At 69.5% G+C, this 14589-nt stretch carries 13 protein-coding genes; 7 read left to right on the forward strand and 6 right to left on the reverse strand.

Going from position 1 to position 14589, the window contains the following annotated elements; genetic code table 11:
* Together VN461_10895 and VN461_10900 are read right to left on the reverse strand one after the other, a co-directional pair.
* Positions 1 to 556 (reverse strand): beta-ketoacyl synthase N-terminal-like domain-containing protein (locus tag VN461_10895; GenBank protein HXB55283.1); only part of this gene is annotated, 556 nt, incomplete at its 3' end.
* 89 nt (positions 557 to 645) lie between these two features.
* A complete protein-coding gene (locus VN461_10900) occupies positions 646 to 1458 on the reverse strand; it encodes an SAM-dependent chlorinase/fluorinase (protein ID HXB55284.1) in 813 nt (270 codons plus the stop codon).
* Positions 1459 to 1560: 102 nt separating this feature from the next.
* Between VN461_10900 and VN461_10905 the strand changes: the two genes are divergently transcribed.
* Positions 1561 to 2721 (forward strand): cysteine desulfurase family protein, encoded by a 1161-nt coding sequence (locus VN461_10905; GenBank protein HXB55285.1) that lies wholly within the window; start codon positions 1561 to 1563, stop codon positions 2719 to 2721.
* 69 nt (positions 2722 to 2790) lie between these two features.
* On the opposite strand, the gene lipA is transcribed toward VN461_10905, so the two are convergent.
* The gene (lipA, locus tag VN461_10910; GenBank protein HXB55286.1) at positions 2791 to 3657 is read right to left on the reverse strand and encodes a lipoyl synthase; all 867 of its coding nucleotides are present in this window, start codon (positions 3655 to 3657) and stop codon (positions 2791 to 2793) included.
* Positions 3654 to 3890, reverse strand: a complete 237-nt coding sequence (locus VN461_10915) for a hypothetical protein (GenBank protein ID HXB55287.1) — start codon at positions 3888 to 3890, stop codon at positions 3654 to 3656. Before VN461_10915 ends, lipA begins: the two co-directional genes overlap by 4 nt.
* A 242-nt stretch (positions 3891 to 4132) precedes the next feature.
* On the opposite strand from VN461_10915, the gene VN461_10920 reads away from it, so the two are divergent.
* The 3 genes from VN461_10920 to mnmA are packed head-to-tail and all read left to right on the forward strand — an operon-like array spanning position 4133 to position 7329.
* Positions 4133 to 4777, forward strand: a complete 645-nt coding sequence (locus VN461_10920; protein ID HXB55288.1) for an FHA domain-containing protein — start codon at positions 4133 to 4135, stop codon at positions 4775 to 4777.
* A 59-nt stretch (positions 4778 to 4836) separates the two neighbouring features.
* Entirely contained in the window at positions 4837 to 6213 is a 1377-nt protein-coding gene (locus VN461_10925; GenBank protein ID HXB55289.1) for a pyridoxal-dependent decarboxylase, read from the forward strand.
* A 39-nt stretch (positions 6214 to 6252) separates the two neighbouring features.
* Entirely contained in the window at positions 6253 to 7329 is a 1077-nt protein-coding gene (gene mnmA / locus VN461_10930; protein ID HXB55290.1) for a tRNA 2-thiouridine(34) synthase MnmA, read from the forward strand.
* On the opposite strand, the gene rnc is transcribed toward mnmA, so the two are convergent.
* Together rnc and VN461_10940 are read right to left on the reverse strand one after the other, a co-directional pair.
* Positions 7326 to 8027 (reverse strand): ribonuclease III, encoded by a 702-nt coding sequence (gene rnc, locus VN461_10935; GenBank protein HXB55291.1) that lies wholly within the window; start codon positions 8025 to 8027, stop codon positions 7326 to 7328. The two genes, mnmA and rnc, sit on opposite strands and share 4 nt — an antisense overlap.
* A gap of 18 nt (positions 8028 to 8045) precedes the next feature.
* Positions 8046 to 10049, reverse strand: coding sequence for a PP2C family protein-serine/threonine phosphatase (locus VN461_10940; protein ID HXB55292.1), 2004 nt, complete (start codon positions 10047 to 10049; stop codon positions 8046 to 8048).
* 83 nt (positions 10050 to 10132) lie between these two features.
* On the opposite strand from VN461_10940, the gene VN461_10945 reads away from it, so the two are divergent.
* The 3 genes from VN461_10945 to VN461_10955 form a co-directional block, all read left to right on the forward strand.
* Positions 10133 to 10762, forward strand: a complete 630-nt coding sequence (locus VN461_10945; protein HXB55293.1) for a PDZ domain-containing protein — start codon at positions 10133 to 10135, stop codon at positions 10760 to 10762.
* 214 nt (positions 10763 to 10976) lie between these two features.
* The gene (locus VN461_10950; GenBank protein HXB55294.1) at positions 10977 to 13889 is read left to right on the forward strand and encodes an EAL domain-containing protein; all 2913 of its coding nucleotides are present in this window, start codon (positions 10977 to 10979) and stop codon (positions 13887 to 13889) included.
* Positions 13890 to 13903: 14 nt separating this feature from the next.
* Positions 13904 to 14589: aminotransferase class I/II-fold pyridoxal phosphate-dependent enzyme (locus tag VN461_10955; GenBank protein ID HXB55295.1), on the forward strand; the 686-nt coding region annotated here is incomplete at its 3' end.

Below are 14589 nucleotides of genomic sequence, written 5' to 3' on the forward strand. Positions count from 1 at the left end.
CCCGCTCCTGGCTGCGCAGGGCGAAGGCGTCCTGCTCCTCGCGGGAGATCCGGTAGTCGGCGGCCAGTCGCTCGGCGGTCTCCCCCATCAGCTGCTCGGCGAGCGGGCAGAGAAACCCGTCCTGGTACATCGCGTCCACCACCGACTGGTCCCCCATGCGGTAGCCCCAGCGGGCACCCGTGAGCAGGTAGGGAACGCGGCTCATGGACTCGACGCCTCCGGCCAGAACCACCTCGGCATCGCCGTCGCGGATCGCCCGCCAGGCGAGGTCCACCGCCTTGATGCCACTCGCGCAGGCCATGTTCACGGTAAAGGCGGGGACCTCGGGGGGGACCCCCGCGCGGTAGGAGACCTGGCGTGCCACGTTCGGTCCTCCCCCCGCCTGCCGGGCGCAGCCGAACACGGTCTCCTCCACCTGGTTGGGGGCCACGCCCGCCCGGCGGAGGGCCTCGGAAGCCGCCGCCGACCCCAGTTGAGCCGCGGACAGCCCCGAGAGGGCGCCGCCGAACTTCCCGATCGGCGTCCGTACCGCCCCCGCGATCACAACCTCACGCATGTTGCTAACCTACGAAAACCAATGGATCTAGAGGCTAGTGGCCCATACTATCACGAGTCCCACAGGGCTTCCGGCTCAGTGGGCGGGCCTCACTCCCTCCCCCCTGCGCGCCTCACCCGCACCACGGTGCCCGTCCCCACCCCGAGGAGGCGGGCGGCGTTGCCCTCCCGGACCGCCACCTCCAGACGCCCGCCGCTGCCCATGAGCGCGCACGCCTCGCCCTGCCCCACCTCGGCGTACGTTCGCACCAGGGGGAGGGCGGCCCCGGCCAGGCTCACCACGATGTCGTCGGGAACGGGCCCGCCTGCCCCCATCTCCTCCAGATCCCGTTGCCGGAGGTTGGTGGTCAGGTTTCCGAAGCCGTCCACGCGCACGACCGTGGCCTCCCACGCCCCTTCCCCGAGGCGTCGTGCCGCTGCCCGAGGCAGGAGCACGGGATCGGAGACAGCCGGGCCCACGTGCTGGAGATCCAGCCCCAGAGCCAGGTGGCCAGCCACCGGCCCGAACACGTCACGGCCATGGAAGACGGGGGAAACCGGAGAGCGGAAGAGGTTGGTGTTGGTCAGGGCCCGGATGTGCGCGTCGGGATGCTCCTCCAGTACCCAGGTGAAGATGCCGTTGTCGGGGCCGACAAAACGGTAGCCGCCGGCCCCCACGGCCAGGCCACGCCGCGGCGAGCCGACCCCGGGGTCGACGACGACCACAAACACGGTGGCGGGGGGGAAGCTCGGGTAGGAGGCTTCCAGGATCAGAGCGCCCGCGGCCACGTCGTGGGGGGGCAGATCGTGGACCAGGTCCACGAGGGTTGCCGCAGGGCAAGCGGACAGGATTGCCCCTTTCATGGAGCCCAGGTAGGGGTCTGCCGTCCCGAAGTCGGTCAAGAGGGCCACGATCGGTGGCATCTTCAGCTCCCGGGCGACGGCGCGCGCCCCTGGGGTCGGGCGAGGAGGCCCCCCACCGGGGTCTCCGGAGGGTGGCGCATTCTAGCGCTGTTAGAATAGGGCATGGAGCGCGTCTACCTCGATCACAACGCTACCACCCCGCTCGATCCCCGGGTCTTCGAGGCCATGGTCCCCGTGCTCCGGGACGGTTTCGGGAACCCCTCGAGCCAGCATTGGTTCGGCCAGCAGGCGCGGGCCGCCATGGACGAAGCCCGCGGCCACGTCGCCGCCCTCATCGGGGCCACGCCCGCCGAGATCGTGTTCACGGCCAGCGGGACGGAGGCCGACAATATCGCGCTGCGGGGAGTGGCGGGCATGACCCGCGAGCCCCGGCGCAAGATCGTGATCTCTGCGGTCGAGCACCACGCGGTGCTCAACACGGCCCGGGCGCTGGCGGGGGAGGGATGGCCGGTGGAGACGGTGCGGGTATCCGCCCGCGGCCTGGTCGATCTGGACGATCTGCGGGCCAGAGTGGATGACCGCACGGCCCTCCTCTGCCTCATGCTCGCGAACAACGAAACGGGCATCCTCCAGCCGATAGAAGAGGCCGTGCGCCTGGCCCGGGAACGCGGGGCCCTCGTTCACGCCGACGGTGTCCAGGCCGCGGGCAAGATCCCGGTGGATGTTCGCGCGCTCGACCTGGACCTGCTGGCCCTCTCCGCGCACAAGCTGTACGGCCCCAAGGGCGTGGGGGCCCTCTACGTCCGGCGCGGCACCAAGCTCCAATCCTGGGTGCGAGGGGGGGCGCAGGAGAGGAACCGGCGAGCGGGGACCGAGAACGTGGCGGGCGTGGTGGGCTTCGGCCGGGCGGCAAGCCTGGCCCGGGGAGATCTGGCCACGGAAGGGGCCCGGCTGGGGTCGCTCCGCGACCGGTTGGAGGAGCGGCTCCTGGCCATCCCCGGGGCGCTCCGGAACGGCGACGGACCGCGCGTCCCCAACACGACCAACGTCTCCTTCGAGGGCGTGGAGGCCGAGGGCCTGCTCATGGCCCTCGACCTCATGGGCGTCGCCGTCTCCACCGGGGCCGCCTGCGCGGCGGGGGCGGTGGAGCCCTCGCACGTGCTGCGGGCCATGGGCCTGACCGCGGAGCGGGTACAGGCTTCGCTGCGCTTCTCGCTAGGGCGGGGCACGAGCGAGGCTCACCTGGAGCGCGCCGCCCAGGCCGTGAGCGCCTGCATCCAGCGCCAGCGGAGCGTCTCTCTAGCCGGCCGCGGCCGGGCGTAAGGGCGTCCAGCCCCCCACCGGGTCTGCGCCCGGCGCCCGGAAACGCAGGATCGGGGTCTGGGGCGGGCTCTAACTGTGAGGGACCTGCTCCTCCGCATGGTAGGACGAGCGAACGAGGGGCCCGGACTCCACGTGGGCGTAGCCGAGGGCGACCGCGAACTCCTTTATGAGATCGAATTCCTCGGGGGTGTAGTAGCGCAGGAGGGGCAGGTGCTGCGGGCTGGGCCTCAGGTACTGACCGACGGTCAGGATGTCCGTACCCGCGGCCCGGATGGCGCGGATGGCCTCCTGAACCTCCACCCACTCCTCGCCCAGCCCGACCATGATGCCACTCTTGGTGAGTAGGCGGGCCGCTTTCGCGCGGCGCAGCACGTCGAGGGAGCGCTCAAAGCGGGCCCCCGGGCGCACCTGGCGGTACAGGCGCGGCACCGTCTCCGTGTTGTGATTCAGGATGTCCGGCCGGGCCTCGATCACGGTGGCCAGGGCCTGGGCGTCTCCCTTGAAGTCAGGGATCAGCACCTCCACCGCGCATCGGGGAACCCGCGCCCGGATCTCCCGGATCACGGAGGCAAAGACCGAGGCCCCACCGTCCTTCTGATCGTCGCGATTGACGGAGGTGATGACAGCATGGCGGAGGCCCATGCGGGCCACGGCTTCCGCCACCCGGCGCGGCTCCTCGGGGTCGGGGGGCCGGCTCGGGAGGCCCGTCTTGACGGCGCAGAAGCCGCAGGCCCGGGTGCACACGTCGCCCAGAATCATGAAGGTCGCCGTGCCCCGGTTCCAGCACTCCCCCACGTTGGGGCACCGGGCCTCCTCACACACCGTGTGGAGGCCCAGCTCGCGCATCAGGCCCTGCAGGCGATCAAAGTTCGCACCCAGGGGCGCCCGGGCCTTGATCCAGGTGGGGCGCGGCAATAGGGGTACGGAAACGCTCACTCCTCCTCCTCGTCTTCTTCCTCTGCCTCATCCTCCTCATCGTCCCCGCCCGGGTCATCCCACCCTTCGGCGTCCTCCTCGTCGTCCTTCTCGTCGTCCTCGTCCTCGTCGTCGTCGGGGTCCTCGACATCGTCGTCCTCGTCCTCGTCGTCGTCGTCCTCGGAATCATCGTCGGGGGCGAGGTGCTCGTCCCCGCCCTCAAGGCCCGGCCACCAGATGTCCTCTCGGCTCACGTCCCCTCCTCGCCGTAGCCACGGAATGCCGTCCGGACGGCCGCCGGGCCCGGCCCTCGGAACTGCGCCCGCTCCCACCAACCTCATTCTACCCGCGGCCGCCGTCGGCGGGGACCATCCGGACTTGGGAAAACTTGGGCCCGCGACCCCCGGTTTCGTATTATGCTCTCCCATCCGCCGGACGCGGCAAGGAGGAACGTGAACCGGTTTCCGGCCGCGAGCGTCGGATCTGGAGCAACCGAATGATCATCGTCTGCCCGAGCTGCCAGTCCCGGTACAAATTCGACGAGAGCCGGTTGGGCGGTCGGCCGAAGGTCAAGACCAAGTGCGCCAAGTGCGGGGGCACCATCGAGATCGAGAATCCGCTCATGGGGGCCATGACCCTTCCCCCGGGCAACCTGAGCCCCGCCGCCTCCCCCCCCGCTCCGGCCGAGCCCGAGGCGACTCCGGAAGTGTTGCAAACCAAGAGGAACCTGGTCGCGGAGGCCACGACGGGCCGGGAGAAGCGCGAGGACCAACCCGAGTACGGGAGCGCCACGGTCACGGGGGCAAACCTGCATAAGATGGGGGCGATCGAGCTGCCCAAGGACAAGCGGTTCTCCCTGGCCGTGATCCAGGGCGCGGCCACGGGCCAGATCTACCAGATCACCAAGACCCGGACCACGCTGGGGCGCTCGGGGGCTGACATCAACCTGGACGACCCTGAGGCCTCCCGTCAGCACGCGGCCCTGGAGATCCTGGGCGAGACCGCCATCCTCCGGGACCTCGGCTCCACCAACGGCACCTTCCTCGACCTGGAGCGCATCGACCAGCAGGTACTCACGAACCAGATGGAGTTCCGGATCGGCAGCCACGTGCTCATGTTCATCGTGACCGACGTGGAGTAGCGCTCACGCCTTTCCGGGGCGACATCGACCTCCAGACCTTCCGGCAGGAAGGCTACCGCCTGCTCGACTGGATCACGCGCTACCTCGGCGGGCTGGAGCGCTACCCCGTCCTCGCCCGGTGCAGACCCGGCGAGGTTCGGGCCTCCTTCCCCTCCTCCCCCCCCGGGGAAGGCGAGCCCCTCCCCCGCATCCTGGAGGACGTCGAGCGCCTGATCGTGCCCGGACTCACGCACTGGAACCACCCCGGCTTCTTCGCCTATTTTTCCATCTCCGCCTCCGCCCCCGGCATCCTGGGCGAGCTGCTGGCCGCGGCCTTCAACGTGAACGCGATGCTCTGGAAGACGTCGCCGGTGGCCACGGAGCTGGAAGCGGTGACCCTTGACTGGCTGCGGCAGATGCTCGGCCTGCCCCCCGGCCTCTTCGGCGTGATCCAGGACACCGCCTCCGCTTCCACCCTGGTGGCCCTGGCCGCGGCCCGGGAGGCGGTGCCGGGCCTGGAAGCCCGCCGCCGGGGGCTCGTGGGCCAGGCCCGGCTGCGCATGTACGCCTCCGAGGAGGCCCATTCCTCGGTGGAAAAGGCGGGCCTCGTGCTCGGCATCGGCCAGGAAGGTCTGCGCAAGATTCCCGTGGACGGGGCCTTCCGCATGGATCCGGCTGCTCTTGCCCGGGCGATCGCCGAGGACCGACGGGAGGGGTGGACCCCGTTCGCCGTCACCGCCACCGTGGGGACGACCTCCACCACCAGCATCGATCCCGTGCCAATGGTGGCCGAGATCTGCGAGAAGGAGGGTCTCTGGCTCCACGTGGACGCGGCGTACGGGGGCGCGGCCGCGGTCCTCCCCGAGAAGCGCTCTGTGCTTGCGGGGTGCGAGCGCGCCGACTCCCTCGTCATGAATCCCCACAAGTGGCTCTTCGTTCCCATCGACATCTCCGTGCTCTACACGCGCAAGCCGGAGGTGTTGCGGGCCGCCTTCAGCCTGGTGCCGGACTACCTGCGCACGCCCGAAGACGCGGTGGCGCCCAACCTCATGGACTACGGGGTGAGCCTCGGCCGCCGCTTCCGGGCGCTGAAGTTGTGGATGGTGTTGCGCGCTTTCGGCCAGGAGGGGATCGCGGATCGCATCCGCGAGCACATTCGCCTGGCCGCGCTTTTCCGGTCCTGGGTCGAGGCCGATCCCGGCTTCGAGGTCATGGCACCCTCCCCCTTCTCGCTCATCTGCTTCCGCGCCCGCTTCCCGGGCGCCACACCCGAGGAGGCCGACCGGCGGAACGAGGCGGTCCTGGACGCGGTGAACGCCAGCGGCGAGGCCTACCTCTCCCACACCAAGCTTGGTGGCCGCACGACTCTGCGCCTGGCCATCGGGAACATCCGCACCGAGGAGCGTCACGTGCTCCGGGCCTGGGACCTCCTGCGCGAGGCGGCCCGCAAGGGATGAGGTGCTGACGGGCCTCGCGGCGGCGTCTATACTGGCGTCGTGCGCGTGGTGGTTGCCATGTCCGGCGGCGTGGACTCCTCGGTGGCGGCGGCCCTCCTGAAGGAGGAGGGCCACGAGGTGGTCGGGATCTCCATGCAGCTGCACGACCAGACGGAGGGAGCCGGACCGTCCTTCGGCCGCTGCTGCGCCCTCGAGGACCTGCACGACGCCAAGGCCGTGGCGGGGCGTCTGGGCATCCCCCACTACGTCGTCAACCTCGAGAACTCCTTTCAGGATGGAGTGATCTCGCCTTTCGTGCGGGACTACCTGGAGGGACGAACGCCTCTCCCCTGCGCACGCTGCAATACGGAGGTGAAGTTCGAGAGCCTGGTCGCGAAGACCCGGGCCCTGGGGATCGAGCACGTGGCCACCGGTCACTACGCCCGCAAGGACCTGGACCCCGTCAGCGGGCGGCATCGCCTCCTCAAGGGGAAGGACCCACGGAAGGACCAGTCCTATTTCCTCTTCGGGCTCCGCCCCGACCAGCTCGCCCGCGCTCTTTTCCCGGTGGGGGAGCTCCAGAAGGCGGAGGTACGCCGCTTGGCCGCGGAGCGTGGCCTGCCCACCGCAGACAAGCCCGAGAGCCAGGAGATCTGCTTCGTCCCCGACGGGGATTACGCGGCCTTCGTGGAGCGGCAGGCCCCCCCCGCGGACCGCGGGGGCCCGATCGTGGACCATTCCGGCCGGACCCTGGGCCGCCACGACGGCATCCACCGCTTCACGGTCGGTCAGCGCAAGGGGCTTGGGCTCACCGCCGCCCGTCCTTTATACGTACTCGCGGTCGCCCCCGCCGCGCGCACCGTGGTGGTGGGCGGGGAGGAGGAGCTGGAAGGGGAGGGCCTGGTCGCGCGTGACGTGAATTGGCTCTCCATAGCGCCCCCCGGGGAGGAGCTGCGGGCGGGGGTGAAGATCCGCTACCGCCATCCCGAGGCGGCCGCCCTCGTCCGGCCCCTCCCCGGCGCCCGCGCCCTCGTCCGCTTCGACGCTCCCCAGCGCGCGATCACCCCCGGCCAGGCCGCGGTCTTCTACGACGGCGAGGTCTGCCTGGGCGGGGGCTGGATCGACGCGCCGGCCTAGCCCTCACGCTCCAGGGTCTTGAGCGCCCGACGGGCCGCCTCCTGCTGGGCTTCTTTCTTGGAGTGGCCCTCGCCTTCCGAGACCACCCTTCCGTCGAGCCGGCACTCGACCCGGAAGAGTCGACGGTGGCTGGGCCCCTCCGCCGCCACCACCACGTATTCGGGGACGGGCTGCCCCCGGGACTGCAGCCGCTCCTGGAGGGCGCTCTTGTGGTCCCGGCTGGAGAGATCCGCCTCGAGGTCGCGGGCGAACTCGTCGCGCACAAATCGATGAGCGGCATCGAGACCTCCGTCCAGAAAGACGGCCGCGATGAGGGCCTCGTAAGCGTCGGCCCAGAGCGCCGCCTTCTGCCGCCCGCCGGTCTTCTCCTCCCCGCGGCCCAGCTTGAGCAGAGCGGGTAACCCGAGATCGGCCGCCCGCCCCGCCAGGCTGGGGGCGGAGACCAGGTGGGCGCGGGTCCGGCTCTTCATCCCCTCGTCCCCTTCCGGATCGCGGCGGTGCAAGAGGTCCGCCACGATGAAGCCCAAGACGGCGTCCCCCAGGAACTCGAGGGGCTCATTGTCGCGGGTACCCCCGGAGAGGTCTTCGTTGGCGAGGCTGGCGTGGGTGAGGGCTTGATCGAGGAGGCGGAGGTTGGAGAAGCGATGGCCGAGGCGGGTCTCTAGTTCGCGCAGCCCCGCCTCTCGTTCCTCTCTCAACACCCGCGCTCCTTGGCCTCAGGCCACCTTGAGGATCACCATGGTCATGTCGTCGTGCGGGGCCGCGTCCCCCACGAAGAGCCGGACCTCCTCCAGGATCCGGTCCCGGATCTCGTCGCTGCTCAGGGCCTGGCTGCCCTCGATGATCCGACGAAGGCGGCCTTCCCCGAACAGCTCGGCCTGGCCATTCATGGCCTCGGAGAGGCCGTCCGTGAAGAGGAGAAAGAGGTCCCCCGTGCGGAGCGGGACCTCCGTCTCCTCCAGGATCTCCTCGAAGCGGCTCCCGCGGTCGATGCCGAGCCCTAGACCGGAGGGGGCGAGGATGCGGGTGCGTCCGCTGGCCCTGTCCAGGTGGATGATGGGATTGTGGCCGGCGCGGGCGTGGCAGAGCGTCATCTTCGCGGTGTCGACCACGGCGTAGGTCATGGTGATGAAAGAGCGCGAATCCATGTTGGCGCTGAGGATGCGGTTGGCCTCGCAGAGCAGTTTGGCCGGGGAGCCATAGATGCGGGAGAGGGACAGGACCAGGCCCTTCAACTCCGCCATGTAGAGGGCGGCCGAGGTCCCCTTGCCGGAGACATCGGCCACGAGCACGCCCAGGCGGGTGGGGGACAGGGGCAGGAGGTCGTAGTAGTCGCCCCCGACCTCCGCCGCGGGGAGGCAGAGCGCAGCCACGTCCAGGCCGGGTAGGGTCACCGCCCCTTGCGCGGGCAACAGGCTCATCTGGATCTGGCGGGCGATCCGCAGCTCCTCCTCCAGGCGCTCCTTCTCGGCCTGCTGCCGCAGCAGATCCTGGATCCCGCGGGCCATGAGGTTGAAGGACTCCGCCAGCTCCCCCAGCTGATCGCGGCTGCGTACTTGGATGGGGTGGAGGAAGTCGCCCTCCCGCAGGCGCTGCGTGCCCAGAGAAAGGCTGTGCACGCTGCGGGTGATAGAGCGGGCCAGGAGCAGGCCCAGGATCAGGGCCACCACGTACATGACCAGGAAGACTCCGCCCACCACCGTCAGGGCGATGACCAGCGCCTCTGCCATGTTGACCACACCCGGTGAGAGCCGGCGCATCAGGTCGTAGGGGTTGAACTGGAAGATGACGCTGGTGGGGGCGGTCTCGCCCGTCACCCAATCTGCGCACTCGGGAGTGGCCACGAAGGTGAGCCTGAACCTCTGGTCCTCGGCCCGCCCCGGGTTCAGGGCGCGCATGCTCGGCTTCCGGTCCCCGCTCTCGATCTCGAAGGAGACGCCCCGACTCTCCGCCTTCTTTCGCACCCTCCCCCCCACGCTCACGGGAAGGATTCCCGTGCGCCGTTCGAAGTCCGCGAAGAGCTGGGCATCGACCGGCACGTCGAGGATGAGGGCCGAGTCCCCCTGGGCCCAGACCGCCCGCACGCTCTCCACGACCTCGGCCTGGCCGACCAGGCCCGCGAAGCCGGGCCCCTTAAACCAAGAGGGGAGCTGCCGGGGGACGGTGCCCGCGGCCGCCACCGTGCGTCCGTTGCGGAGGAGGGCATAGCCAATCTTCGGATGGAGGGCCTGGGCCGGGAGCAGGCGTTCCTGCAGGGTGGCCGCGGCCGCGGCGTCTCCGGCGGGAAGGCCGGTGGTGCCGGTGTGGGCGACGGTCTCCAGGGCCTGGCCGAGAGAATCCAGCTCCGAGGTGACGAGGTGCGAGGCCACGAGGCTCACGAACAGCACCCCCGCGATGAAGAAGAAGATCCCCAGAAGCACGACCGGCACCAGACCGATGAACAGATAGGACAAGATGAGCTTGGTCCGAATCCGCCAAAGCAGTCGCCAGCGGCCGCGGAGGAGTCGATAGACACCCCAGGCCGCGTAGACGAGGATCAGGAGGTGGTCGAGTCCGGCGAGGAGGCCGGGCAGGGGAACCCCGATCTTCTCGAGCAGCCAGAGGGCAAGGACAACGAGCAGGACCCGGCCCCGCCAGGTGGAGGTGAGGAATGCGCGCGTGCGGACGGCCCAACGGAGACGATCCACCGCGGCCCCGGCGTGCAAAGAGGGCTCGGGCATGACAGGGCGACTCTAGCACGGGCCACGAAGCAAGCCCTTTCGTTGACAGGCCCCGGCCCCTCAGGCTAGCGTTAGTCGTCCCTATGCCCGGCGCGCTGCTTTTATTGGCTGCTCTGGTCTCACCTCCCCTGGACCTCGCTGCGATCGGGGTCGTGATCGCGCGGAGGCCGGAGCAGTCGGTGGTCTTGCTGCGCTCGGGCGCGCGCACGCGTCTGGCCGGGGTCGGGGAGAGCGCGTTCGGGGGACGCGTGACCGCCATCGGCCTGGAGACCGTCCGACTGGAGTACGAAACGGGCGTGGTCGAGGTGCCCCTCCGTGCCGCCCCCCCTCCGCCCCCCCGGGGGGAAGGTGGGCGGCCGCGGCCCGCGGGACCGGTCGAGGACCCGAGCTCTCCCGCCCGGGCCATGGACCGCCGCGAGGTCGAGCGACGCCTGAGCTTGGAGATCCCCCGCATCCTGGCCGAGACCGCGGTGATGCCGGTGACCCAGGACGGGCGTGTGGCCGGCTTGGCCCTGACCCGCATCCCGGAGGGAAGCCTACTCACCGACGCGGGCCTGCGCCCGGGGGACGTGCTCACTCGCATCAACGACACCGTGATCGACGGGCTGCCGACGCTCATGAGCCTCTACCCGCGCCTGCAGCGGGAGACCGAGGTCCGAGCGGTCGTGCTGCGCAATGGCCAGCCGGTGTCCCTGACCCTGACCCTCCGCTAGAGAAACCAGAGCACCCGGGCTACCGCGAAACCCGCGCGCGGCTGCCCTCGTGTCCCTCGCGGAGCGACCAACTTATGCCCGCTCAAGGTCTTGCCGGGGTCGGGGACGGCGAAGCGCGGGCCTTGGAGATGCAGTAGACTAGGTGCGACTCTTGCCAGCCTGGCCTTCTCCCAGGGGGCTTGGCATGGGCTCGAGGAGGCCGCGGCCCTTGAGCGTGCAGGACACGTCGGCCGGGAACGCGCCGGGCCCGAGTTCCGATCTTCTCCGTCAGATCTTCGAGCGCAACCAGGCCGCCCAGCTCCTCGTCGATCCCCAGTCGGGGCGGATCCTGGAGGCCAATCCCGCGGCGTGCCAGTTCTACGGACGTCCCCACCTGGAATTGACCGCCCTCCGCCTGAGCGACATCAACACCCTGTCTTCCGAGCAGGTGCAGGAGGCCATGGCCCTGGCCGCGGCGGGCAAACGGAGCCACTTCCGCTTCCGGCATCCGCTGCCTTCCGGGGAGACGCGGGATGTGGAGGTCCACGCCGGGCCGGTGGAGCTCGGAGGGCAGCGCCTTCTCTTCTCCATCGTCTACGACATCACCAGCCAGCTGCGGGCCGAGGATGCCCTCCTGAAGCAGGCCCACGCCTTCGGCGCCGCCATGGACGGCATGGCGATCCTGGGACCGGACGAGAACTACCTCTACCTGAACGAGGCGCACGCTCGGATCTACGGCTACGACAGCGTCTCCGAGCTTCTGGGCCGCAACTGGAGGGTCCTGTACGCGGAACGTGAGCTCCGACGCTTCGAACAGGAGATCTTGCCCATCCTGTGGGCGGCCGGGCGGTGGCGGGGAGAGGCGGAGGGCCGGCGGCGCGACGGCCTCACCTTCCCCCAAGAGCTCTCCCTGAGCACACTCCAGGGAGGGGGAATGGTCTGCATCGTCCGCGACATCACCGAGCGCAAGCGCGCGGAGAAGCTGGAGTCCGCCCTCTACCGGATCGCGGAGACCACCAGCACCGTCCAGGACATGGGCGCCTTCTACGCGGCCATCCACGGGATCGTGGGTGAGCTCATGAACGCGCAGAACTTCTACATCGCGCTCTACGACGACCACAGCCGGACGGTGAGCTTTCCCTACTTCGTGGACGAGGTGGACCCCCCGCCGGAACCGCGCGGGCTCGGCAAGGGCCTCACCGAGTACGTTCTCCGCACGGGGGCCCCCCTCCTCGCCAACCCCGCCACCTTCGATCGGCTCATGGCCGCGGGCCAGATCGAGCAGGTGGGGGCGAATTCCCTGGACTGGCTGGGCGTTCCCTTGATGCGCGGCGACAAGACCTTCGGCGTGCTCGTGGTCCAGACGTACCAGGAGAGCGTTCGCTTCACGGAGACGGAACGCGAGATCTTGACCTTCGTGTCTCAGCACGTGGCCAGCGCCCTCGATCGCAAGCGGGCGGCGGACGCGCTGAGAGAGAGCGAGGCCCGCTTCCGGACCCTGGCCGAGACTGCCCCCTGTGCCATCTTCATCTATCAAGGGGAGGAGTTCCGCTACGTCAACGCCGCCGCCGCCACCGTCTGCGGCTACAGCCGGGAAGAGCTCCAGCGCATGAGCTTCTGGGAGATCCTCCACCCCGGTTTCCGGGACGCGGTCCGGGAGTGGGGGCTCGCCCGCCAGCGGGGCGAGCCGGTCTCCACCCACTGCGAGTTCAAGATCGTGCGCAACAACGGGCAGGAGCGGTGGCTGGACTTCTCCTCCAGCTTCATCGAGTTCAGGGGGGAGGCCGCGGCCCTGGGCACGGCCTTCGACATAACGGAACGCAAGCGGGCCGAAGAGCAGATCACGATGCTGGCCTACCACGACGCCCTCACCGGCCTGCCCAACCGCCTGCTCTTCAACGACCGCCTCTCCCTCGCCGTGGCCCAGGCCCATCGCCAGAAGCAGAAGCTGGCCGTGCTCTTCTTGGACCTGGACCGGTTCAAGATCATCAACGACTCCCTCGGCCACAACGTGGGGGACCGCATGCTAGAGGAGATCGCCCTCCGGCTCTTGGGTTGCTTACGGGAGGCGGACACCGTAGCCCGCCTGGGGGGGGACGAGTTCATCCTCCTCCTGCCCGGAATCCAACGCCCGGTGGAGGTGGCGCGCCTGGCCGAGAAGATCCTGCAAGCCCTGCGCGAGCCCAAGGTGGTGAACGGCCACGAGCTCTTCGTCACCGCCAGCATGGGGATCGCTCTCTACCCCGAGGACGGCCACGACGCGGAGACCTTGATCCAGAACGCCGACACCGCCATGTACCGGGCCAAGGAACAGGGGCGCAACCATTACCAGCTCTACACCCCCGCCATGAACACGCGGGCCCGGGAACGGCTGGCTCTGGAGAACAGCTTGCGCAAAGCCCTAGCCCAGGGCGAGCTGCGGGTCCACTATCAGCCCCTGCTCGACCTGGGGAGCGGCCGCATCTACGGGGTGGAGGCCCTGCTTCGCTGGGAGCACCCGGACAGCCGGACCCTGGTGCCGGCCGCCGACTTCATCTCCCTGGCCGAGCTGACCGGCCTCATCGTGCCCATCGGGCCCTTCGTGCTGCAAACGGCCTGCGCCCAGGCCCGGGCCTGGCAAAAGCAGGGCCACCCCGATCTAAGGGTCTCCGTGAACCTCTCAGCCCGGCAGTTCCAGCAGCCGGACCTCGTGTCCCAGGTCACGACCGCTCTTCGGGAGACGGGCCTCGACCCCCGTTCTCTGGACCTGGAGATCACGGAGAGTATCTTCATGCAGAACGCGGATGGCACCGTGCAGACCCTTCATCAACTCAAGCAGCTGGGGGTGCGCATCTCCATCGACGATTTCGGGATCGGTTATTCCTCCCTGAGCTTCCTCAAGCGCCTCCCCATCGACGCCCTCAAGATCGATCGTTCCTTCGTGCGCAACCTGCCCACCGATCTCGACGACGCGGCCATCGCGGCCGCCGTCATCTCCTTGGCCCACACCCTCCACCTCCAGGTCGTGGCGGAAGGGGTGGAGACCGTGGAGCAGCGGGCCTTCCTGAGCGCCCGCGGCTGCGACCGGATGCAGGGGCACTTGTTCAGCCATCCCGTGGCCGCGGCGGAGTGCGAAGAGTTCCTGGCCCGGGAGCGGGCGTCCCTCTGAGATAGAAGGAGTCCATGGGCTTCGCCACCGACTGCATCCACGCCGGCCAAGAACCCGATCCCACGACGGGGGCCGTGACTACCCCGATCTATCAGACCTCGACCTACGTGCAAGAGGGGATCGGCAAGCACAAGGGCTACGAATACGCCCGCACCCAGAACCCGACGCGGCGGGCGCTTGAACGGAACCTGGCCGCCCTCGAGGGCGGAGTCGACGCCTACTGTTACGCCTCGGGGATGGCGGCTATACAAGCGGTGCTGACCCTGGTCAAAGCCGGCCAGCGGGTGGTGGTCTCCGACAACGTCTACGGCGGGACCCACCGCCTCTTCACCAGGGTGCTGGCCCGCTACGGCGTCGAGTTCGCCTTCCAGGACGCCAGCGACGCCGCCACCCTGGAGCGGGAGGCCGGCGAGTTCGCCCTGCTCTGGATCGAGACCCCCACCAACCCCTTGATGAAGGTATGCGACATTGCCGCCCTGGCGGAGTTCGCCCACCGGCGGGGTGCCCTCCTGGTCGTGGACAACACCTTCATGAGCCCGTTCTTCCAGCGCCCTCTCGCTATGGGGGCGGACATCGTGGTCCACTCCACCACGAAGTTTCTGAACGGGCACTCGGACAGCGTGGGAGGGGTGGCGGTGGTTCGAGACAAGGATCACGCCCAATGGCTGCAGTACGTGCAGAACGCGGTGGGGGCGATCCT

The organism is Vicinamibacteria bacterium (genome assembly GCA_035570235.1).
In the GTDB taxonomy this organism is placed as follows: Bacteria; Acidobacteriota; Vicinamibacteria; order Fen-336; family Fen-336; genus DATMML01.